The following is a 21,838-nucleotide window of genomic DNA, read 5'->3' on the forward strand; positions in this document are numbered from 1 at the left end:
AAAAAGAAAATGGCAGGGCTAGACGATGATTACCGCTCAACCCTGTTAGAGTCTGGGATTAAAATGCGCTAGCCGTGCATTTTTGTGTGTAATAACGCGTTATTACTAGTGCTATAAACGGAAGATCGTTGATATGTTCGATTGGTTTGTTTGGGGTTATCACAATGCTTTGCAAGTTCTTCAAATAAAGATTTGAATCGTGCTTTTAATCGCTCACCTTCTTTCACTCTATAGCCTTGACGCAACCGTGAACGTATTGTTTCACGTTCTTTTTCAATACTATCGCAATGCCCTTGCGAGTAAGGTTCGTATGCTTGCGGGAAAGAAGTAAATAGACCAAGTAGTATCAATAAAATCCATTTAATCATTATTTATCCTTAAATTGAGTGCTTTCTTCCTTTATGCTCCTAGAGTGAATATAAGGGATTGGATATAAAATAGAAACAGATAGTTTAGGGGAATTGGTAAGTCGTGCACGGCAAGATCATTATAAATTGAACTTATAGAGCAAGTAGTGATCAGATCAAGGCATAATAATTACTTGGTCGCATAAATATGAGCACTACTTTTCTGAAACATTTTAATTCAATTACAGATCCTCGCATTGAACGTTGTAAAAAGCATGAACTTATCGATATTCTTCTCCTTGCTATTAGCGCTGTGCTCTCTGGTGCAGAAGGATGGGAAGATATTGAAGACTTTGGGCACCTAAAGCTTGATTGGTTAAAAAAATACGGCACGTTCAACGCAGGAATTCCAAAACATGACACGATTGCGCGCGTCATGTGTCGGTTAAAAGCAAATGAAATAGAAAGGGCATTTCAATCTTGGATATCATCACTGATTGAAACTACAGGTGCAGATATCATCGCTATCGATGGCAAAACCGCACGGCGTTCATTTACCACAAAAGACAGAAAAAGTGCCTTACACACGGTCAGTGCATGGAGTTGCCAACACCAGTTAGTGCTTGGGCAGACGGCTGTTGATAATAAAACAAATGAAATCACCGCAATACCAGAATTACTCACCCTGCTCGATATTGAAAACAGTATCATTACGTTAGATGCGATGGGATGCCAACAAGAAATAGCAAAACAAATCATCCAACAAAAAGCAGATTATATTCTTGCACTTAAAGGTAATCATTCAGGCATGCAAAAGGAACTAGAAGCGTGGTGGCACAAGTGCGAGCGTGAAAGGTTAACTAAGCATAATTGTGATGAACATACCGAAATAAGCTCAGGACATGGGCGTGTTGAAACACGTACATGCCAGCAGTTACTTATAGATAAAAGCTGGCTAGGCAAGGATTATCGTTGGCCTGGCTTAACGAGTATTATTAAGGTCAGGGCTGAAGTTCATGATAAGTCGGCAGGGTCGGATACCACTGAAACACGCTGGTATATAAGTTCATTAGACTTAAATGCAGCGCAAGCACTCAATGCAGTACGCAGTCACTGGCAGGTTGAAAGCATGCATTGGATGCTTGATATGAACTTCAGAGAAGATGAATCGAGAATACGCAAACTTCAAGGGCCATTAATGTTTAATGTAATGCGAAAGATAGCCATGGCGCTTTTTAAACAAGATGCATCTAAGTCAGCAAGTATGGCGAGGAAAAAGAAAATGGCAGGGCTAGACGATGATTACCGCTCAACCCTGCTAGAGTCTGGGATTAAAATGCGCTAGCCGTGAGGGACTACAAGGAAAGCTTAAAAATTTAGTTGACGACGCAATAGAAAGACTAAACTCCAACGATGTGTGGAAAACGTCTCTATATATGATAAGCAATGAACCTGTCCCTATCAATGTAGATGAAACAGCCATAGAACAACTGAAAGATTTTTACGACATGGAAGTTATATCAGTCTGTTTACCACATATAAAAACTATGATGTCCCTTAGGCCTAAGCCAATTGTAGCGGAGCTTATAATAGATAATGATGCTTTGATGTCTTATTCTGAAAACTCTATCTCAACATCTAAATCATATATTATAAGACTTAATGCAGCTGATATCATTCGTATAACTTGTAAAAACCCAGAATTGCGTAACAACTACAACTGTGAAAGAGTCGAGCTTTTCGCAAAAGAGCGAATTGACTATGGGGTTTTATTCGATAACGTACGTGGGTTTGTTCAAAAGTCCAAATATAATGAAGCCATAGCCAAGTCACTTAGAGAAGAGCCAAGCAAATTCTTCATGTACAACAATGGTATGACAATTGTTACAAAAGATATTAAAGCAGAGCCAGTTAATGGTAATAAAAAGATTAGAATAACAATTAATGACTTCCAAGTTCTTAATGGTGGTCAAACATTAAGAACGTTACATAACTTCAATGCACTGAATGAGTCAAACATTACTGATTACTTATCAAAGAGTTAAGTCTTGGTAAGAATTTTCAACGCCTCAAATAGCGATGCTGTAAACAAAATTGCTGAGTATACTAATAGCCAGAATTCCATTTCAAACGTAGACTTAAAATCTTTAAGCACACTTCAGATACAATTAGAACAATTACTAGACGAGCACAACATCATATATTCTCGAAAGAATGGTGATACTGGTATGAACGATAAGAAAGAATATCGTTATAAGATTAGCATGGAGCAATTCGGCCAAATTTTATTTGCTATTCAAGGTAACCCTGAAAAATCCTCTAATCAAAAACAGCATATTTTTGGCAAGTATTATGATGTGATTTTTTCAGATAAAAACTTTAATATTTCTGAGGCGCCATCAATCATTGAAAGCAATTTTGAAATAAAAAAGTCTTATGATTCAGCAAAAGAAACACTACAGAAAATAGAACAAAAAGTATTTTATATACTGTATATGTATAATGTTCGTCCTGATCTTGATTATCAGCAATGTATAGATGAACTTGAACGCATTTTGGCACTATTTGAACCAACCAAAACAACTATTACTGATGCACGTAAGATGATACAGGTTCGCTTTAAAGATTTTTTAAATATTGAGCTTCAAGTAGCTAATTAATTATTTTATATCTTACAGTTTAAAATTAGAAAGAGGGTTGCGCCTTGCCTTTTGCCACTTTCTTTTGGATTGATCGCTTATGGCACTTTCCAGCCATTCGATAACATAAAATGCTGATAATAATTGGCAAGATATTTTACTGTGTCGGATGGCGCTTCGCTTATCCGACCTACATTCGGTACTTTTTAGGTAATCGATAATACAAAACGCTAATGTTAATTGAGGCTGCCTTTTTTCGTTGGGCTTCGCTGCGCTCAAACCAACCTACCTCAATCAACGTCAAAAGGTAGGTTGGTTAAGCCGAAGGCGCCACCCAACAAAGTTTCAGATTCACGCCTTGAAGGTCTGCTTATGGCATTTCCCAGAAATTCGACAATATAAAATGCTGATAATAATTGGCAAGATATTTTATTGTGTCGGATGACGCTTCGCTTATCCGACCTACATTCGGTACTTTTTAGGTAATCGATAATACATAACGCTAATGTTAATTGAGGCTGCCTTTTTTCGTTGGGCTTCGCTGCGCTCAAACCAACCCAAGTAAAAACACCTTAAAATAATAAAATAAGGTGTTTTTACTTTGTGATTTTGACTGTTTACTTGCTACTTTTTACTTGCTACTTTTTACTTGCTGATAGCGAGCTAACTTAGTTTGTACTTAGCTTTGCGGTGGCTCGGGCGTGGGTACTATTTTTGATACCAGTAACTGCTCAACCCGAATGCCTTCAACATCGACCACTTCAAATTTAAAGCCGGCGTATTGAATGTATTCTGCACGTTTTGGAATGCGTTTCATGGTATAAATTAAATATCCGGCCACGGTTTCGTAATGACTTTGATGAGGAAACTCATCAATATCAAGTACTTTAGCCAGCTCAACTATGGGGGTTAAACCATCAACTAACCAGGAGTTTTGGTCGCGCTCAACAATTAACTCATCATCGCTGTGAGTAATTAAGTCGCCCATAAAGCCTTTCATTAAATCTTTTACCGTTACTATGCCTACTACTAATGCGTATTCGTTAACTACCACAGCAAAAGGCTGTACGGCTGTTTTAAACGCATTTAATGCCTCTGATAAACTGAGGGTTTCGGGCAGATAAAAAATATCTTTTTCGAGCATTTCGCTATTAATATTCGCTGCATCGCCTTTAAGTACTTGGCGTAAAATATCTTTTGATTCTACAGAGCCGATTAATTTATCTAAATTATCGTTACACACTAAAAAGTGATTATGTGGATGCTCTATTATTTTGTTAGCAATATCATGGCTCGACTCATTAATATCAAAATAAACTATTTGGTCGCGCGGCGACATCACACTCGATATAAAGCGCGCTTCTAGGTCAAATACGTTACCGATTAAATCGTATTCTTGTTGCTGTAGGCTACCGTATTCTGCACCTGCATCCATCATGGCAACAATGTCTTCTGTGGTTACAATATCTTCGCGCTCGCTTGGTACTTTAAAAATACGCAAAATAATATTTGTTAAACCATTAAAAAATAATACCAAGGGCGTTAAGGCATAGGTAACCCAGCGCATTATTGTTACCACGCGCACAGCAACGGCCTCTGGCAAAATCATCGCCAAACGTTTAGGTAGTAAATCTGCAAATAAAATAAACAGTGAAGTAATGGTTAAAAACGACAGTAAAAAACTAATTTGTGCCAGTAATGGGCCTTGATAAAAAAACTGCAAAACATTTTGCACATAAGGCGAAAGTGCTTGCTCACCCACAATGCCGCCTAATATAGCAATAGCATTAAGGGTTATTTGGATCATGGCAAAAAATGCCCCAGGTTGTTCTTGTAGCTTTAATACTGCAGCTGCTTGAACATTGCCCTCATCAGCCATTACTCTTAATTTTATTTTACGCGATGCTGCAATCGCAATTTCCGACATTGCAAACAACGCACTGATCAAGATTAATAAGCCAATCCCGACTAAATCACCCATTTATAGCTCCAATAAAATACGCTTTTATAGCAAAAGCAGCTGGATTATAGTCGCTTTTTTAAACGGGGCAATTTAAATTTAATATTTATTAAAAGGCTTTTATTATCAATACAGTAAGCAGGCCTTTCGACCTGCTTTAAGATTACTTGTTCATCGCACTAATCAAAAACGCCGAAATTTTAGCGCCTTCTCGTAAGGTGGTTTCTGAACTTGACTGCCCTACTAGCGAGCTGTCGGTAAAAGGCGCAATTTCCATCATATCGGCACCGGTGATCGCAAATTCATCGGCTATGGCTGATAAAATATCCAGTGCGTGCTGCGGCGTTAAGCCGTTTGCCTCTGGTGTGCCTGTTGCAGAGGCATATTTTTCATCAAGGGCGTCAATATCAAAGCTAACATACACTTCGTCAACGTTGTCGGCTTTAAGCTGGGCAATAGCATCTGCGGCAACGGCTGCTGCACCGCGCTCTATAATTTCATGCGCCCAATGTTGTTTAACACCAAAGGTGCTTTCCCAATGCTCTTTCGGTTTACCACTTGAACGAATACCAAATTGAATTAAATGATGTGGCGCAGGTAAAAACTCTAAAATATGCGTACACCAAGAGCCAAAACATAAATCAATGCCTAAGCGCTCAACCAATAAGTCGGTATGGGCATCAAAATGAATAATTGCGGTACGCTTGCCTTGTGCGCGCTTAGCTTTTAAATACGCTTTTGTTAATGGGTAACTAATTGAATGATCGCCGCCAATACCAAAAATGCCTTTATTTTCAAATGTTGCATAAAAGCTGTCGCACACATCTTCAGTGATCGACAGTGGGCTAACGTAATAGTCGTTATTTTCGTTGCCGTATAATGCTTTTTGGCAATTGGTTATAGTGGCTTTGTTTAAGTATTTATCATGTAATAAATGAGGAATAACGCGTACGTCGCCTAAATCGAATGAGCGGCACTGAGGTTGCTGATCAAGTAATGCTGAGCGTAAAAATAACGGCCCCCAGTTTGCGCCACGTAAAATACCGCCGCCACAATCTGAGCTAATACCTAGCATAACCGCTTTATGCGGCGAATTGGGTAACTCGTTAAGCGACTCACGCCATAATGGGCCAATGTTTTCGGTTTGCCCATAAAGCTTATTTCTTAATGCAGCTTTGCGCTCTTTTGCAGTGTTAACTGTATATACACCATCACCTGGTGCGCACAAACAATGCTCAATTTTGCTTTTAAATTCCTGAAATTCGGTGCTCATGGTAAACCCTTATAAATCTATATGTTTTGCGTGGTACTGATTAGTTATGCAAAATTGCTAATATTTAAATACTAACAATAACATTAGTACTGCTTGCTAAAAGCAAACTAACGTTAAATTAGCCTTGCTTCACTAATGTATATACCATCCAAAAAATAACAACTAACCATATGAATAAAAACAACTTAGTGTAAATGTGCCTGTTGTTTATGATAATTTACTCATTACTTTAGACGATCAATATAATGTCTGCCTATACAAGTCAACCGCCTCATTTTACGGATAATTTTAATATATGCTTGAATATTCAATGTGGGTGAATAAATCAAAACAAATCAACACGGACATACGTCCTGTACTAAACAAACAATTATAGTAATGATGCTAAATTGATAGTAATTTTATAAAGGCTTAGTTATGGAAAAGGTATTTCACTTAGGGTTATGTATTGACGATCTTAAAGGTGCAAAACTGGCTATTGTTCCGGGCGATCCGGATCGTGCTGCACGTATTTCGCAATTTTTAGATAACCCAACTTGCCTGGCTAAAACGCGTGAATTTCATGTTTATTTAGGTGAGCTTAATGGCCATTCTGTGGTTATATGCTCTACCGGTATTGGCGGTCCATCGACGTCGATTGCCGTTGAAGAATTAGCCCAACTTGGCGTGCACAGCTTTTTGCGTATTGGTACTACTGGTGCAATTCAACCACACATTAACGAAGGCGATATTTTAATTAGCCAAGCCTCTGTGCGTTTAGATGGTGCAAGCCAGCATTTTGCGCCGCTTAGCTACCCTGCGGTATCTGACTTTTTTGCTACCCAAGCTATGGTTAAAGCCTGTGAAAACCTTAATATCGATTTTCATATTGGTATTACTGCATCAAGCGACACATTTTACCCAGGGCAAGAGCGTTACGATACACACTCTGGTTATGTGCCAAAGTCGTTACAAGGCAGCTGCGAAGAGTGGCAAAAATTGGGGGTGATGAACTACGAAATGGAATCGGCAACCTTATTTACTATGTGTGCGGCACTTGGTTTACAAGCAGCGTGCGTAGCCGGTGTATTAGTTAATCGTACTCGCCAAGAAATTCCTAATGTTGACCACGGCGAAATTGAAAGAAAATCAGTTGCGGTAGTATTAGAAGCCGCTAAAGTACTGCTCGCTAAGTAACAGTACTTTTTAGTGTGTCAGTTTGCCAAGTTACTCACTTAATGGCGCACTAATTAGCTCAAGTGGTGGCAAGTTTACAAAGCTTGCTAACACTGCTTGAGCCACTCCTGCTTGGTTTTCATGACCAGCGGTTTCTAACAGTGTTATTCCCTTTACGGTATGTTGATCAAAACTCAAACCAGCTAAAAACAACTGACTTAATGCACTTTGCAATGGCGATAAGCTAGGGCTGTATGCAGCGTTTTCTGCGTAACTGCCATAAAAGTCACCGTTGTTAAACGTAGTGATTTTTACTGCGCTGTAGTTTTGGCTATACGGTACATAAGCTGCTAACGCATAGGCTGCCAGCTGTTGCTCTACTTCTGTATTATTAAATGAGCGAGCCTGCGGGGCTGGATTAAATAAGCTGTACTGATTGCCTAAATCGGTGGGGCCAAACGAATGCGGTAACAAGTCTGCAAGTTTAAATTGCTGCTCGGGCAGTAAAATATCAAATTCACGCGCATCAGCTAATTCGTTCATAAATTGGCGGCAATAACCACAAGGTGCGTCACTAATCGCTATTTTTAGTATTTTTTTCGCGCCATTTAACCAAGCATTATTAATTGCAGACTGCTCTGCGTGCACCACTAAACTAAGTGCTTGGCGGTTAAACTCGGCATTAGCACCAAAGTAAAAATTAACCTCGCCGCTTTCATCAAGTGCTTTAACGATTGCACCTACATGAAAGTTCGATACGGGTGCTACCGCAAACTCAGACGCTAAAGGCACTAAACCTTGTAATAAGGCGTCGTTTGTTACATTAAGTTGCGCGCATAGTTGGTTAATATTATTTGCGTTTAAAATACCGCGCTGGGTTTTTAATTGGCTACGTAAAGCCTGTGTTTGCGCTACGCTTAAAGAGATGTGGGTATTACTTAGTGCGGTGTTTGCTTGTACTAAAAAGGTTGCAGAAGCCATAATATAATTTTTTTTATTCAATGGCTAAGTAGTTTAAAAGGTTAGCGCATAAAATGCCAGCGCATATGCATAAAATAAGGGGTTACGGCGCTGCGCAATCCCCTTATTTTTATTTAGCCATTAACCAGTATTGCGCATACCTGCTGCTATGCCGGTCATGGTGATCATTAACGCGTTATCTATATCGCCTTCACTGCCGTTGTCGCTTGACCGCGCACGGCGAAGTAACTCTACCTGCAACACATTAAGCGGATCGGTATAAGGGTTACGCAGCGCAATTGACTCTTTGATCCATGGCTGATCGGCCAATAAGCTTTTTTGCGGGCTAAGCGACTGTACTAAACTAATCGCTTCAGCGAGCTCTTTGCGCAAGGTAACACCAAGTGGTTTGTACATATCTTCCACCAGCGCGTTATCGTAATGCTCACTTAACCAGCTGTCGGCCTTACTAAATACCATTTCGAGCATTTCTAGGCGCGATCTAAAAAATGGCCATTGTAAGCTCATTTCTTGCAAGGTTTCAACGCCGTATTTTGCCAAGGCCGCTTGTAATCCTGTTAATGCGCCTAACCACGCAGGTAACATTAAACGATTTTGGCTCCATGCAAAAATCCATGGTATTGCCCGCAAACTTTCGACCCCACCTGTAGGGTTTCGTTTTGCAGGGCGCGAGCCAAGCGGCAGTTTAGAAAGCTCAAGCTCTGGGGTTGCCATTCTAAAATAAGGTACAAAGTCTTCATCGTGGCGTACCACGTTACGATAATGCTCGCACGACTCTTCGCTGATCAAAGCCATTACTTCGCGCCATTGTGGTTTAGGCTCTGGCGGTGGTAATAAATTACTTTGCAGTACAGCGCCGGCGTAAATATTTAAGCTTTGTAGCGCAACATCGGGTAAACCAAATTTAAAGCGGATCATCTCGCCTTGCTCAGTTACTCGCAAACCACCTTTTAATGACCCCGGTGGTTGTGAATGTAGGGCTTGTGCAGCAGGTGCGCCACCTCGCCCTACCGTACCGCCACGGCCATGAAATAACACCAGCTCTATGCCGCGTTTGTCGGCCAATTGCACTAGCTTATCCATTGCTTCGTACTGCGCCCAACCAGCTGCCATCATACCGGCGTCTTTTGCTGAGTCTGAGTAACCTATCATGACGTTTTGGGTATTGTTAATTTGGCCTCTGTACCAGTCATTATCCAACAAAGTAGTAATAACATTGTGGCCATCATTTAAATCATCTAAGGTTTCAAATAACGGCGCAACCGGTAATTTAAAGCTACAACCACTTTCTTTTAACAGCAATTGTACCGCTAAAATATCGGAGGCTGTGCGCGCCATCGAAATAATATATAAGCCAAATGTTTGCTCGTCTTGCTGTGCAATCACGTCAAAGGTGTCGAGTACTTCTTGTACCTCTGGGCTTGGCTGCCAACGCTTAGGTATTAGCGGCCTGCGCGAGTTAAGCTCAGTGAGTAAAAAGGCTTGTTTGTCTTGCTCTTGCCATTGGTTGTAATCGCCCAAACCTAAGTAGCGCGTAAGCTCTGAAAACACATCACCATGGCGCGATGAATCTTGGCGTACATCTAATTTAGCTAACCGCAAACCAAAACTATTAATACGATGTAATACATCCAGTAATAGGCCATCAGCAACTACTTTCATATTGCATTTTAATAGCGAGCGATAGCACACCTCAATTGGATGTTTTATTTGGTTTATATCGGTAATTAAGTCTTGGGCTTCGCTGCGCTGATTTTTTATTTTTGCCCCTAAATGCATTACGGTTTCTAACACTTGGTTTTTAAGTGTTTTAATCACGCAGCGATAAGGTTCAAATTCTTGCCCCGCAAGGGCTATTAGCTCATCGCTGGCATCAGACATCGACAGCTCTGTACTTAGCGTTTCTAAATCGCGGCCATATAAGTCCAGTGCCATCCAACGACCATGATCAAGCACCTCTTTGGTTACTTGTGCGGTTACATAAGGGTTGCCGTCACGATCTCCGCCCATCCACGAGGTAAACTCTATTGGGCTGTAGTTTGTTGGTAACTCTAAGCTTAAATGCTCTTTTACATGCTTGCTAAACTCACGTAAAAAACGCGGCACTGCATGCCACAAGCTATTTTCAATCACCGCGTAGCCCCATTTTGCTTCATCAACAGGGGTGGGTCGCGAGCGACGAATATCGTCGGTGTGCCATGCTTGGCTAATTAACTGCGCAATACGATTTAAAATAGCCTCGCGCTCTTGTGCTAAGTTATCAGTTCGCTCCAATGAAGCTAAGCAATCACTTAACTCAACGTGCTTATTAATAATTGTGCGGCGTGTTACTTCTGTAGGGTGCGCGGTTAGCACCAAGTTTATGTGGAGTTTTGAGAGTGTGTCGGCCAAATGATTGTGATTAAGTTGGCCATTATTTGCTTTTGTTGCTAACGTTTTTAATGTTTGAGTGAGAGGATTTAGCTGGCAAAAACCAACATCATTAAAACGCGAAACGGTATGAAACTGCTCGGCAACATTGGCAAGGTTTAAAAAATGATTAAATGAACGGGCAACCGGTAACAGCTCTTCATCGCTGAGCGCATGTAATACTTTTATTAGTGTTTTACGGTCGTTTTCGTTGCCACTGCGAGATGACTTTGATAAAGCCCTTATTTCTTCTACTTTATCTAAAATTGCTTGGCCTTGGGCATCTTTAATTGTTTGCCCTAATAATTGGCCTAGTAAATTTACATTGCCTCGCAAGGCGGCATATTGTTCACTCATTTCTCAGTCTCCTTTGTTTCATGGAACACTATTAATATCACTATGTGCGGTTATTTAATAGATCCATTTGCAATGGCGTGTCGTAAAAAAGCATATGTAAAATAATTACAAAGCAATAACATGATCATTTTTTACGATGCTAACTGCCCATTGTGTAATGCCGAGATGCAACATTTAAAGCGTGCTGACATTAATAATAAAATAATATTAGAGGACCTTAATGCCACTAACTTTAATACGCGTTTTCCTAATGTAGATAAAATTAAAGCTATGGCGTTATTACACGCAAGAATGCCATCTGGAATAATGATCTATGGCCTTGATGTAACCTACCAAGCATGGAAAACAGTAGGTAAATATCCTTGGTTGAAGATTATTCGCTTGCCCATAATTCGTTTTTTTGCCGATTGCGCATACACTTTTTTTGCTAAGTATCGCCAGCCTATAAGTCGTTTTTTAATGCCAAACTCACAGTGTAAAAATAATCAATGTAAAATTAAAAGCAAAGGTGATAAATGAAAACTATTGTTTTATTTGGTGCAAGTAGCGCAATTGCACAAGCTTATATAGCGCATTTAAATAACCAAGTAACCCAGTACCATATTGTTTGCGTAAGCGCGGGCTCGCGCAATGCACAGTACAATAACCTAAATAATATAACGCAACTGCAAAGCGATTATTCAAAGCAAAGCTTAAACAATGTTACCACTACACTACAAAACCAGCAGGCTGATTTACATCAGGTAATTATTTTTAATGGCCTTTTACATAATCGGCAACACATGCCAGAAAAAAAACTAGAGGACATTAACAGCGATTATTTTAATCAACTATTGCAAGTTAATGCGCTTACACCCCTGCTATGCCTGCAAAGTGTATTACCATTATTAACACCTAAAACCCACTGCACTATTACCGCATTAAGCGCCCGGGTTGGCAGCATAAACGACAATAAACTTGGCGGCTGGTATACCTATCGCGCATCAAAAGCGGCGCTTAATATGTTATTTAAAACTGCTGCCGTAGAGCTGGCAATGCGCGCTAAAAACACTAAGCTCATTTTATTTCATCCCGGTACTACCGACACTGAGCTGTCTAAGCCTTTTCAAAAAAATGTACCGCCAAACAAGCTTTTTACTCCTGCGTTTGTAGCGCAGCAATTATTTGAACTGACTAACAACAACCCTAATTTAGAACTTAACGGTGAACCCGCCTACCTAGATTGGCAAGGCACTACTATTTCATGGTAGGTATTTCATGGTAAGTATTCCATGGTAAGGATTTTTTAATGCATTTTACTAAAGCGCGCATTGCAGCACTTGAAAAACACACGCGTACCCACTTTATAAACTCGTTGTCGGGCTTTAAAAGCGCTAACTTAATTGGCACTCAAGACAGCCAAGGCAATACTAACTTATCGATTGTTAGCTCTGTTATTCATTTAGGCGCGCACCCGCCATTAATTGGTATGATAATACGCCCCCATAGCGTTCCCCGTCACACTTTCGAAAATATTTTAGCAACCGGTGTTTATACTATTAATCATGTTAATAGTGCTATTTATCAGCAAGCACATCAAACCTCGGCGCGTTATGATAAAAACGAATCAGAGTTTGCTGCCACCGGTTTAACCCCTGAGTATTTAAATGAATTTAGTGCCCCATTTGTACAACAAAGCCGCTTAAAATATGCGGTAAAATACATTGAACATCAGCATTTAGCAGTCAATGGTACTGAGCTTGTGATTGGCGAAATAATGGACGTATATTTAGATGAAGCGGCACTGCAAAGCGATGGCTTTTTAGACTTACAGGCCATAGATACAGTAGCCATAAGCGGGCTCGATAGCTACCACAGCACTAACAAACTAATGCGCCTGCCTTATGCTAAAAAGTAACCATGCTGCAAATACATTATTTGTAGCTTTTAATACACTGTAGAGTAATCATGATTGATAAACTGCAATTAATCCCAATATACTCATTATATTCGCTTTACCGCTTTGCCCTAAGGGAAAATAATGAAAACGCTTAAAATTGATATTGTATCGGATGTAATGTGCCCATGGTGCATTATTGGTTATAAAAACCTTGAAAAAGCACTCAGTGAATTACACGGTGAAATAAACGCAGAAATTAGCTGGAAACCGTTTGAGCTTAACCCAAATATGCCGCCTGAAGGCCAAGATCTAAATGAACATTTAACGCAAAAGTACGGCTTAACACCAGAGCAAAGCAAAGATAACCGCCAACGTTTAATAGACGCCGGAAAAGACGCCGACTTCACGTTTAACTTTGACGATAAGCGAATGATAATAAATAGCTTCGATTGCCATCGTTTATTAGCATGGGCTGCCACTTCAAATAAGCAGACCGAGCTAAAACTGGCTTTATTTAAAGCCCACTTTTCTGACTTAGTGAATTTAAACGAGCAACCCGCTTTGCTTGATATTGTTGCAAGTGTTGGCCTTGATACAGACCGTGCTCAAGAAATTTTAGCCGGTGGTGAGTTTTTTCAAGAAGTACGCAGCCAGCAAAGTGACATACAGCAAATGGGTATTACCACAGTGCCTACTTTTATCATAAATGAGCAATACGCCCTTACCGGCGGACAACCTAGCGCTGCATTTGTGCAAGCCTTTAAGCAAATAACTGAAGAAGAAGCACAGCAAAACGCTGAGTAATTAAACTCTGAATTAAAGAATTTAAAAAGGCTGCAATGTGCAGCCTTTTCTTTTAATTTAAAGTATTAAGCCTGTTAAACTGCATTTAATACATGCACTTAATACATGCACTTAATACATGCACTTAAAGAATATTAAGTACGGTAAAGCACTTTGATCACATGCCAGCCAAATTTAGTTTTAACTAAATGCGGCTCTAAAATAGCGCCATTAAACGCAGTTTTGTCGAACTGTGGCACCATTTGTCCACGTCTAAATTCACCTAAATCGCCACCTTTTTTACCCGACGGACACGACGAATACTTTTTAGCTAAGGTTTGAAATTTTGCACCTTTACCTAATTGCGTAATAATATCTTCTGCAATTTCTTTATGTTTTACCAGTATATGCAGTGCGTGCGCTGTATTTGCCATGTGAAAGCCTTGTAATATCGGTTAAATTTAAACGCCGCGATTTTAGCACAGCTAGTTAAATCAGGCAGCTACTATAGTGCTTCATTAATGTGTTGAGTGCGCTGAAAAAAACCAGCATCGCTTTAGCCTAAAATTATATTTAATCACTAGCGTTATTAGTGCTGTACTGGCTTTTTTTGTAATTTGCGCTGTAATGTACGTCTATGCATATTGAGCTGCCTTGCGGTGCTCGACACATTACCATTATTACTGTGTAGCACTTGCTGAATATGCTCCCACTCTAAACGCTCTGGCGACATAACTGTGGTTGCAACATCTAAGGTTATTGCTGTATCGCGCTCTTGGTTAAGTGCTTTTAGTAAGGTTGCCATATCAACAGGTTTGGTAAGGTAATCGTTGGCTCCTAAGCGCATTGCTTCAACTGCGGTGGCAATACTGGCAAAGCCCGTGAGTAATACAATATGCGCGTGTGTGAGCAAGCTGCGCAGTGGTTTTATTAACGCTAAGCCATTGTCGTTACCTAACTTCATATCTAACAAAATAGTAGCGGGCAAAAACCGCCTTGCACTAAGGAGTGCCTCACTTTGGTTATGCGCTATTTCGCAGTTAAAACCGTATTTAGTTAGCCGCCTTGCCAAGGTACTAGCAAGGTTTATATCGTCTTCAATAATTAATATTTTCATTCACTTTGCTCGCTAAAAACAGTTGCTAATTTAACTTTGGCAATTGCACCACACTGGGGGTGATTATATAAAGTTAGCGAGCCATTTAAACGCTCAAAGGTCACATTAGAAAGCAGCACAGCCAGCCCCATACCATGGTCGCTAGGCATTAATTGCCCACCTAAATTGCTGAGCTGGGTTGCTGAAAAGCCATTCCCAAAATCGCGAATAAGCAAGTAAACATATTCGCCGCAATGCTCCTCTTGCAGCCAAGTAAGCTCAAGCACATTTTGACCTTGCTGCTGATTAGCGGTGGCTGCATTTTGGAGTAAATTTAAAATAGCAGGTAGCAACATAGCATCACTGTTTAATATGGCGGTATTAATGCCACCCGTTTGGTTTTTTATAATCCACTTTATTTGTTGATCGGGATATTGCAGCAATAGCGTATCGGTAATTTGCTGTTGTAATTGCGCCGTTGTAATGTGTTGTTGGGTGTTATTAAGGCGCAGCGCAGATGAGAGCTTTCTAAAACTATCTAATTGTGTAGCGCATTGTTGTAGTGGAGTTTGCATTTGTTGCACTACAAGGTTATTTGGATGTTCCTCTAATAACTCTTCAAATAGTAACTGTAAGTTAGCAATTGGTGTAGCAAGCTGATGCGTTATTTGCGCTGCTGCGCCATCCAGCGTTACTAACTGTTCACTGCGTAATTGTTGTTCGCGCACTTGAGCAATAGTGCGTTCGCGCTCTTTTAAGGCGCGGTTCATTGCACCAATCACTAACGCTATTACACTGGCACTCAAAACAAAGTTAATCCACATGCTAATAAAATGGCCGCTCATGTTCATTTGGTGCATGTTATGTTCGGGCATTTTTATCAGTAATACACTATACGCCGCAATGGCTAATACCGCGATATAAGCAAGCCCTTTGCCACTTAGCGTTACCGCTGCAATCATTATTGGCAGCAATAATAACGACACAAATGCATTGGTTGCGCCACCACTGAGTGATAACAAAATAGTTAAAAACAATACGTCGGCGGTTAATTGCATCAGCATGCCCAGCGGTTTTGCTTGGCTTACATTACGATAAGCCAGCACACTCATTAACTGAAACCCCGCTTCTAGAGCAATCACTAACAGTAAGGGCATTAATGCTATTTGATGATCTAATAAAAAGTACACTATAAGCACAGCAATAAGCTGCACAGCTATGGCACCACTGCGTAACATTAAAAGGCGGCTAATAGCCGGATCGGTGCGAATTAACAAAACACATGTTACCTATTGAATTTTAAGAAAAGCTATTTTAATACTTATGCAATACTTAGTCATCATTCATCGACATTGTAACTAGGTACAAAGTGAAGTATTAAAAGGCCACGGCACTGGGGTTAATAATTATTAAGCTCAATATTTATTGAGCCCATATTAACCCCAGTGCCTTAACAGCAAGTGTGGCTATTGCTTATAAATTAGCCCTGCTTTCATTACAAACTGCACATTTTTAAGCTCTGCAATATTTTTTAGCGGCGAGGCATTAACACTAATAATGTCGGCTTGTTTACCCACACTCAAATCGCCTAATTGGGTATCTTGGCCAAGCAGTTTAGCTGCACTCACGGTTGCCGATTTAATTGCCTGTGCTTCACTCATACCATTACTTACCAGTAAGCTAAACTCGTTAGCATTAAGGCCATGGCGCGATACGCCTGAGTCAGTGCCAAAGGCAATATTTACCTCATTTTTTAGCGCTAATTTAAACGATGCCTGCATTTTAGGTGTTACTTCGCGCACTTTATCTGCAATAGCTATTGGCATGTTTGGATTACTGATAGCTTCTTCGCTCACTGTGGCACCAGCCAGCAAAGTAGGAACTAAGTAAGCTCCGGTTTTTTTAAACAATGCTATAGCCTCTTTATCTAAATACGAGCCATGCTCTATTGAGTTTACACCCGCTTTAAGCGCGGCTTTTATGCCTTGCGTGCCATGTGCATGAGCGGCTACTTTACGCCCTAAATGATGCGCGGTATCTACAATTGCACTAAGCTCTGCGTCGCTTAATTGTTGATTAACGCCTGCGGCGGTATTACTTAATACGCCACCGGTGGCGGTAATTTTTATAACATCGGCACCACTTTTAATCACTTCGCGCGTGGCTCTGCGGCAATCGTCTGCGCCGTTACAAATACCTAATGATGCACCAACACCGTCACTTATATCTTTACGATAGCCATGTAAATCGGCGTGCCCACCAGTGGGCGATACTGTATTGCCTGCGGCAAAAATGCGCGGACCATTAATATCATTACGCTCAATGGCGCGCTTTAGCGGAAAAATAACCTGATAGTTACTGCCTAAGTCTCGCACTGAGGTAAAGCCTGCATTTAAAGTACGCTGTAAATATTTAATTGAACGCAGCGCGTTATCTGCTTCGTATTCGGTAGTCCAGCGATGCCTGCTAACATTGGCATCGCGCTCAAAAGTAACATGCACGTGCATGTCTATTAGCCCAGGCATTACAAAGTGATTTTTAAGGTCTATTACTTGCGCACCGGGCAAACCCAGTGCATCTTTACTTACATAGCCGCTTTTAATTGCTGAAATTTTATCATCGGCTATTACCAGTGTTTGCTCAGTTTTAACCGTTTGCTCTGTACCTAGCATTACACTGCCCGCATAAATAATTTTATGTTGTTGTGCTAATGCCATATTTGTTGTTAACGCTAAAGTGATTGCAGTAAATGTAGTTATTAGTGTAGTTTTCATACTTGCTCCTTTTAAGCTCTACCTTTAACCCAATTAACTATAAATTGCTACATTTACGCTACAAAAACCCTTTTAATAAGCTATCATTTTTTATCTCCTTGGGTATTTACTAGTGTTAAAAGCCATTTTTTGGTATAACTTATTCATTAGTAATACATGTCAGACCACTTTTTAAGAGAACACACTATGCCTTACGCACACATCACTGGTTGGGGTAAATGCATTCCACCAGCAAGCATTAGTAACGACGAAATTAGCAAAATAGTGGATACCACAGACGAGTGGATAACATCACGAACAGGTATTAAATCTCGCAGAGTTAGCCATGTAAGTACTGCAGAGCTTGCTACTGTTGCGGCTAAGCATGCGATTGCTTGTGCCGGTATTGACGCTAAAGATATTGATTTAGTTATTTTAGCCACCTGTACGCCATCAACTATGGTGGCAAATACTGCGTCGTTAGTGCAAAAGAATATTGGCGCTGTGGGCGCTGCCGCTATGGACACTAACGCAGCTTGTTCAGGGTTTTTATATGCTCTACAAGCAGCAACAGCGCAAATACAAGCCGGTATGATTAAAAAGGCTGTGGTTATTGCTGCTGAGCGCATGACTTGGTATGTAAACTGGTCGCGCCGTGACAGTGCGGTATTATTTGGCGATGGCGCGGGTGCCGTAGTACTCGAAGCTGCCGACACACCTGCAGGTTTACTTGCGACTAAAACCGGTTGTGACAGTACAGATCGTGATATTTTACATATCGAAAACTTTGGTAGTGACTTAAATAAATATGAGCCGATTGGCCCATCTAATTTACTATTTGAAGGCCGTGAAATATTTAAGCGCGCTGTAAAAGGCATGAGTGAAGCATGCGACGACGTACTAGCCCAAGCAAACTTAAGCCTAGACGATATAAACGTATTAGTGCCGCATCAAGCTAACTTACGTATTATTCAGGCCATTCAGCACCGTTTAAAAGTGCCCGATGAAAAAGTAATGGTTAATATTGGCCAGTACGGTAATACATCGGCAGCGACAATTGCCATTGCACTTTGCGAGGCGGTGGAGCAAGGTTTAATTAAACCACACTCAAATATTATGTCGGCAGCCTTTGGCGCTGGCCTTACGTGGGCTGCTAGTTATATTAAATGGGGCGAGCGTGTAACACCTATTAGTGTAAGTGATGCACAACTTCCTCCTTGCGATAAAACCGGCTTAGAGTTAGTTGCTCCAGCGGTAAAAGCATGTAAAGAAGTAGAGCCAACCTAAATAGGCAGCTACTTATTGAAACGCACTTAATTGTGCGTTTTTTGTTTTTAGTGTTTGTATTTAATTACACAATTTAGAGAGCGCGTTATGAAACTACTTGGCATTCATCATGCCGCTATTATTTGCAGCGACTACCCTCGCGCTAAGCATTTTTATAGCAAAATATTAAAGCTTAAAATTATTAATGAGCACTTTAGGGAAGCACGAAATTCTTATAAGTTAGATTTAGCTTTACCTGATGGCAGTCAAATTGAGTTATTTTCGTTTGCTGGCGCACCAGAGCGCCCAAGTTACCCTGAAGCACAAGGGTTAAGGCATTTGGCATTTAAAGTAAGTGATGTGCACGTGGCTAAAGTGTATTTAGAGTCGCAAGGGGTTAGTGTAGAGGACATAAGAGAAGATGAAATAACCGGCAAAAAGTTTACTTTTTTTGCCGATCCAGATAATTTACCGCTTGAGTTGTATGAGGTTTAACACCTCATACTAAATACTCGATTATTAGTTAAAACGGTTTTGCAGGTAATTAAATACAGCACGAATACCTAACGCTTCTCCGCCTACTGGGCGACCTGGTAGAGCACGTAAGTTCCATGCCATTACATCAAAATGTACCCAAGGCGTAGTTGGCTCAATAAATTCTTTTAAATACAGTGCAGCGGTAATTGCACCGCCAAATGGGGTGCTTGCACAGTTTGCCATATCGGCAACATCACTGTTTAAAAATGACTTATATTGATCAAATAACGGCAGTTGCCATACCGGATCGCTTACACTCAACCCTGCGTCCATAATACTATTAGCAATAGTACGCTCAGTACAGAAAAACCCTGGTAGTTCAGTGCCCAAAGCAACTCGACACGCACCTGTTAAGGTAGCAAAGTCAATTATAAGCTCAGGCTCGTCGTTTTGGGCTTCGCTAAGCGCGTCACATAATACTAAACGTCCTTCGGCATCGGTATTGTCAATTTCAACCATAATGCCTTTACGGGTTTTTACTACATCGCCAGGGCGAAATGCGTTACGCGAAACCGCGTTTTCAACCGCAGGTACTAACACGCGTAATCTAATTGGTAAATTAGCAGCCATTATAAGCTGAGCAAGCGCAATAACATGCGCTGCGCCGCCCATGTCTTTTTTCATGTTACGCATACCGGCACTCGGTTTTAGGTCAAGCCCGCCTGAGTCAAAACATACACCTTTACCAACCAAAGTAATTAATGGTGCGTCTTTTGCGCCCCATTTTAAGTCGAGTAAACGCGGCTTATTTTCACTCGCACGACCAACCATATGAATTGTTGGGTAGTTTTGCTCTAACAGCTCATCTCCAATCCACTGAGTAAAGTCTCCATCAAAGGTGTCGGCTAAATCACTCATGACTTGTGCTAAATGTTGCGGCATCATATCGGCAGCCGGGGTATTAACTAAATCGCGGGCTAAACCAATTGCGTCGGCTTGTTGTTTTATTTGCTCGTAAAGTGTTTTGTCAGCAATACCTAACTGCGCTTTTGCGGTGACTTTTTCTTTGTACTCACTAAATTCATAACCACCCAATACAAAGCCTAAAGCAAGCTGCTCTATTAGGTGTTTTTCACCTTGAATTTGATAACAACCTGCCGGTAACTTGGTGGCTAAGTCGCCTGCAGCCCAAAAGTCATCACTGCTGCGCATTATGCAATAAACATGGTTAAGCTCACCCGTTTCAGGGTTTGGTACTAATGCTAGCCCTTGCTTTTCAAAACCACTATTTGCTAACCAGTTTTGTACAAATGTAGGTTGCTGCGTAAGCCAATCTGTTAATTCGTTTTTAAGGATAAAAGATAAAGGAATTCCAGAAGAAGTATGACGAAGTAATGCACTCATTAAATGACTCACAAAATATAAATGGTCACTAAGCATAACAATAAGGAGACGCAAAAGGTATCGCTAATTTTGCCAATTATAGATTACTTTTTTAATGAGTTTTGTGGGTCTTGTTTTTGATTTTCTTGAGCTATTTCACGATCAAGCTCTTTAACTGAACGATTCATATTGAAGGAGCTAGGCAAAACATCAACGCCAACTAAGCGGCCCAGTTTAACCACTAAGGGAATAGTTAAAGGCGCAAACGGTAATATGGCAAATACCCCTAAACCCAAACCCTTTAAAATATCTACAAATTGCTCGTTTGCACGCTTTAATTCGGCTTTATTTGTTTGCCCTTGTGTGTAGCGTTTATAAATTGAAAGCATTTCTTTTGTTTCTTGTCTTTCTTGCGCAAGCGCAATTTTAAGCGCAACCATAGCACGACGAAAACGCAATTGCTGGCGCTTAGAACTAATTTTAACAACCCGCCATGGTGCGCGGTGTATGACTTTATATAATCGCATTGGCGTATTCTCACACAGGGATTCAAGTTCACAAAGAATAATTTACATGCCAAGGTCAATACTTTATTATTTACAGCCTTTTTAGTATTTAAAAAATCTTAATATGCAATTAAATATACTACCTGCAGTCGCAAAACCAGAAAAACCTAAGCCGGACGAGTGCTGTGGTGGTGGAAGTTGTTGCCCATGCGTATGGGATGAATATAAAAAGCAGCTCGCTATTTGGAAGCGTGAAAATGAGCAACACGCAATAACAATAAAGTAACAAAAACACTTAAACCCTCATTCAAACTCCCCTTAATTTAACCGTTTCCTTAATCAAACTGCGCATTACAAGCAGCACACACTGTATTATTGCAATTTCATACAAAACACCCTCATTGTTAAATAATAGTTAATTATTAATTTCTCTACTTGTTTTTTCTCTATAGTCTATAAGCTGGACTCACAGGAAGTGGGCTTAATTTATCGAATCCTTCCGAGAAAACCCATTGATCGACGCGAAGCGGCGTCGATGGGATGAATCGGAATAGTTAGCCCTGCTCTTGAATGT

At 40.5% G+C, this 21,838-nt stretch carries 20 protein-coding genes and 1 pseudogene; 10 read left to right on the forward strand and 11 right to left on the reverse strand.

Annotation, left to right across the window (positions count from 1 at the left end; all coding sequences use genetic code 11):
* Positions 1-68 precede the first annotated feature (68 nt).
* Positions 69-368, reverse strand: coding sequence for a hypothetical protein (locus tag AAEZ18_RS16220; protein WP_350595513.1), 300 nt, complete (start codon positions 366-368; stop codon positions 69-71).
* Positions 369-555: 187 nt separating this feature from the next.
* Between AAEZ18_RS16220 and AAEZ18_RS16225 the strand changes: the two genes are divergently transcribed.
* Together AAEZ18_RS16225 and AAEZ18_RS16230 are read left to right on the forward strand one after the other, a co-directional pair.
* On the forward strand, positions 556-1,692 hold the full coding sequence (locus AAEZ18_RS16225) for an ISAs1 family transposase (protein ID WP_008466968.1): 1,137 nt from the start codon (positions 556-558) through the stop codon (positions 1,690-1,692).
* A gap of 262 nt (positions 1,693-1,954) precedes the next feature.
* Positions 1,955-3,007 (forward strand): annotated as a pseudogene (locus tag AAEZ18_RS16230) (AIPR family protein).
* Positions 3,008-3,665: 658 nt separating this feature from the next.
* On the opposite strand, the gene paeA reads toward AAEZ18_RS16230, so the two are convergent.
* Entirely contained in the window at positions 3,666-4,967 is a 1,302-nt protein-coding gene (gene paeA, locus AAEZ18_RS16235; protein ID WP_011329947.1) for a polyamine export protein PaeA, read from the reverse strand.
* Positions 4,968-5,109: 142 nt separating this feature from the next.
* Positions 5,110-6,219: an arginase family protein gene (locus AAEZ18_RS16240; protein ID WP_350595259.1), complete on the reverse strand. Its 1,110-nt coding sequence runs from the start codon at positions 6,217-6,219 to the stop codon at positions 5,110-5,112.
* A gap of 417 nt (positions 6,220-6,636) precedes the next feature.
* Between AAEZ18_RS16240 and udp the strand changes: the two genes are divergently transcribed.
* Positions 6,637-7,395: a uridine phosphorylase gene (gene udp, locus AAEZ18_RS16245; protein WP_011329945.1), complete on the forward strand. Its 759-nt coding sequence runs from the start codon at positions 6,637-6,639 to the stop codon at positions 7,393-7,395.
* Positions 7,396-7,425: 30 nt separating this feature from the next.
* Here the strand turns inward: udp and cdd are convergent, their stop codons facing one another.
* Positions 7,426-8,355, reverse strand: a complete 930-nt coding sequence (gene cdd / locus AAEZ18_RS16250; RefSeq protein WP_011329944.1) for a cytidine deaminase — start codon at positions 8,353-8,355, stop codon at positions 7,426-7,428.
* 120 nt (positions 8,356-8,475) lie between these two features.
* Entirely contained in the window at positions 8,476-11,121 is a 2,646-nt protein-coding gene (gene ppc, locus AAEZ18_RS16255) for a phosphoenolpyruvate carboxylase (protein WP_086995666.1), read from the reverse strand.
* A 120-nt stretch (positions 11,122-11,241) separates the two neighbouring features.
* Between ppc and AAEZ18_RS16260 the strand changes: the two genes are divergently transcribed.
* The 4 genes from AAEZ18_RS16260 to AAEZ18_RS16275 all read left to right on the forward strand — a co-directional run bounded on the left by AAEZ18_RS16260 (position 11,242) and on the right by AAEZ18_RS16275 (position 13,804).
* Complete coding sequence (locus tag AAEZ18_RS16260; protein ID WP_350595261.1) at positions 11,242-11,640, forward strand: thiol-disulfide oxidoreductase DCC family protein; 399 nt, start codon at positions 11,242-11,244, stop codon at positions 11,638-11,640.
* The gene (locus AAEZ18_RS16265) at positions 11,637-12,371 is read left to right on the forward strand and encodes an SDR family oxidoreductase (protein ID WP_350595264.1); all 735 of its coding nucleotides are present in this window, start codon (positions 11,637-11,639) and stop codon (positions 12,369-12,371) included. Before AAEZ18_RS16260 ends, AAEZ18_RS16265 begins: the two co-directional genes overlap by 4 nt.
* A gap of 38 nt (positions 12,372-12,409) precedes the next feature.
* Complete coding sequence (locus tag AAEZ18_RS16270; RefSeq protein ID WP_193038813.1) at positions 12,410-13,018, forward strand: flavin reductase family protein; 609 nt, start codon at positions 12,410-12,412, stop codon at positions 13,016-13,018.
* A 123-nt stretch (positions 13,019-13,141) separates the two neighbouring features.
* Positions 13,142-13,804 (forward strand): DsbA family oxidoreductase, encoded by a 663-nt coding sequence (locus AAEZ18_RS16275; RefSeq protein WP_086995654.1) that lies wholly within the window; start codon positions 13,142-13,144, stop codon positions 13,802-13,804.
* 134 nt (positions 13,805-13,938) lie between these two features.
* Here the strand turns inward: AAEZ18_RS16275 and AAEZ18_RS16280 are convergent, their stop codons facing one another.
* From AAEZ18_RS16280 to AAEZ18_RS16295, 4 genes are all read right to left on the reverse strand, one after another.
* Complete coding sequence (locus AAEZ18_RS16280; protein ID WP_086995651.1) at positions 13,939-14,217, reverse strand: peptidylprolyl isomerase; 279 nt, start codon at positions 14,215-14,217, stop codon at positions 13,939-13,941.
* 155 nt (positions 14,218-14,372) lie between these two features.
* Entirely contained in the window at positions 14,373-14,900 is a 528-nt protein-coding gene (locus tag AAEZ18_RS16285) for a response regulator transcription factor (RefSeq protein ID WP_011329936.1), read from the reverse strand.
* The gene (locus AAEZ18_RS16290; RefSeq protein ID WP_350595266.1) at positions 14,897-16,156 is read right to left on the reverse strand and encodes an ATP-binding protein; all 1,260 of its coding nucleotides are present in this window, start codon (positions 16,154-16,156) and stop codon (positions 14,897-14,899) included. Before AAEZ18_RS16290 ends, AAEZ18_RS16285 begins: the two co-directional genes overlap by 4 nt.
* A gap of 189 nt (positions 16,157-16,345) precedes the next feature.
* Positions 16,346-17,653: a metal-dependent hydrolase family protein gene (locus AAEZ18_RS16295; RefSeq protein ID WP_089369193.1), complete on the reverse strand. Its 1,308-nt coding sequence runs from the start codon at positions 17,651-17,653 to the stop codon at positions 16,346-16,348.
* Between the two features lie 186 nt (positions 17,654-17,839).
* Here AAEZ18_RS16295 and AAEZ18_RS16300 point away from each other — a divergent pair, with 186 nt between their 5' ends.
* Complete coding sequence (locus AAEZ18_RS16300; protein WP_350595268.1) at positions 17,840-18,919, forward strand: ketoacyl-ACP synthase III; 1,080 nt, start codon at positions 17,840-17,842, stop codon at positions 18,917-18,919.
* Positions 18,920-19,006: 87 nt separating this feature from the next.
* The gene (gene gloA2 / locus AAEZ18_RS16305) at positions 19,007-19,393 is read left to right on the forward strand and encodes an SMU1112c/YaeR family gloxylase I-like metalloprotein (RefSeq protein ID WP_350595271.1); all 387 of its coding nucleotides are present in this window, start codon (positions 19,007-19,009) and stop codon (positions 19,391-19,393) included.
* Between the two features lie 24 nt (positions 19,394-19,417).
* Here the strand turns inward: gloA2 and AAEZ18_RS16310 are convergent, their stop codons facing one another.
* Positions 19,418-20,779, reverse strand: a complete 1,362-nt coding sequence (locus tag AAEZ18_RS16310) for a leucyl aminopeptidase family protein (RefSeq protein ID WP_350595273.1) — start codon at positions 20,777-20,779, stop codon at positions 19,418-19,420.
* An 83-nt stretch (positions 20,780-20,862) separates the two neighbouring features.
* Positions 20,863-21,285, reverse strand: coding sequence for a hypothetical protein (locus tag AAEZ18_RS16315; protein ID WP_041454912.1), 423 nt, complete (start codon positions 21,283-21,285; stop codon positions 20,863-20,865).
* Positions 21,286-21,388: 103 nt separating this feature from the next.
* Between AAEZ18_RS16315 and AAEZ18_RS16320 the strand changes: the two genes are divergently transcribed.
* Positions 21,389-21,550 (forward strand): oxidoreductase-like domain-containing protein, encoded by a 162-nt coding sequence (locus tag AAEZ18_RS16320; protein WP_086998010.1) that lies wholly within the window; start codon positions 21,389-21,391, stop codon positions 21,548-21,550.
* The last annotated feature ends 288 nt before the right edge of the window (positions 21,551-21,838 follow it).

Source organism: Pseudoalteromonas sp. 19-MNA-CIBAN-0066, from assembly GCF_040308705.1.
Lineage (GTDB): Bacteria > Pseudomonadota > Gammaproteobacteria > Enterobacterales > Alteromonadaceae > Pseudoalteromonas > Pseudoalteromonas nigrifaciens.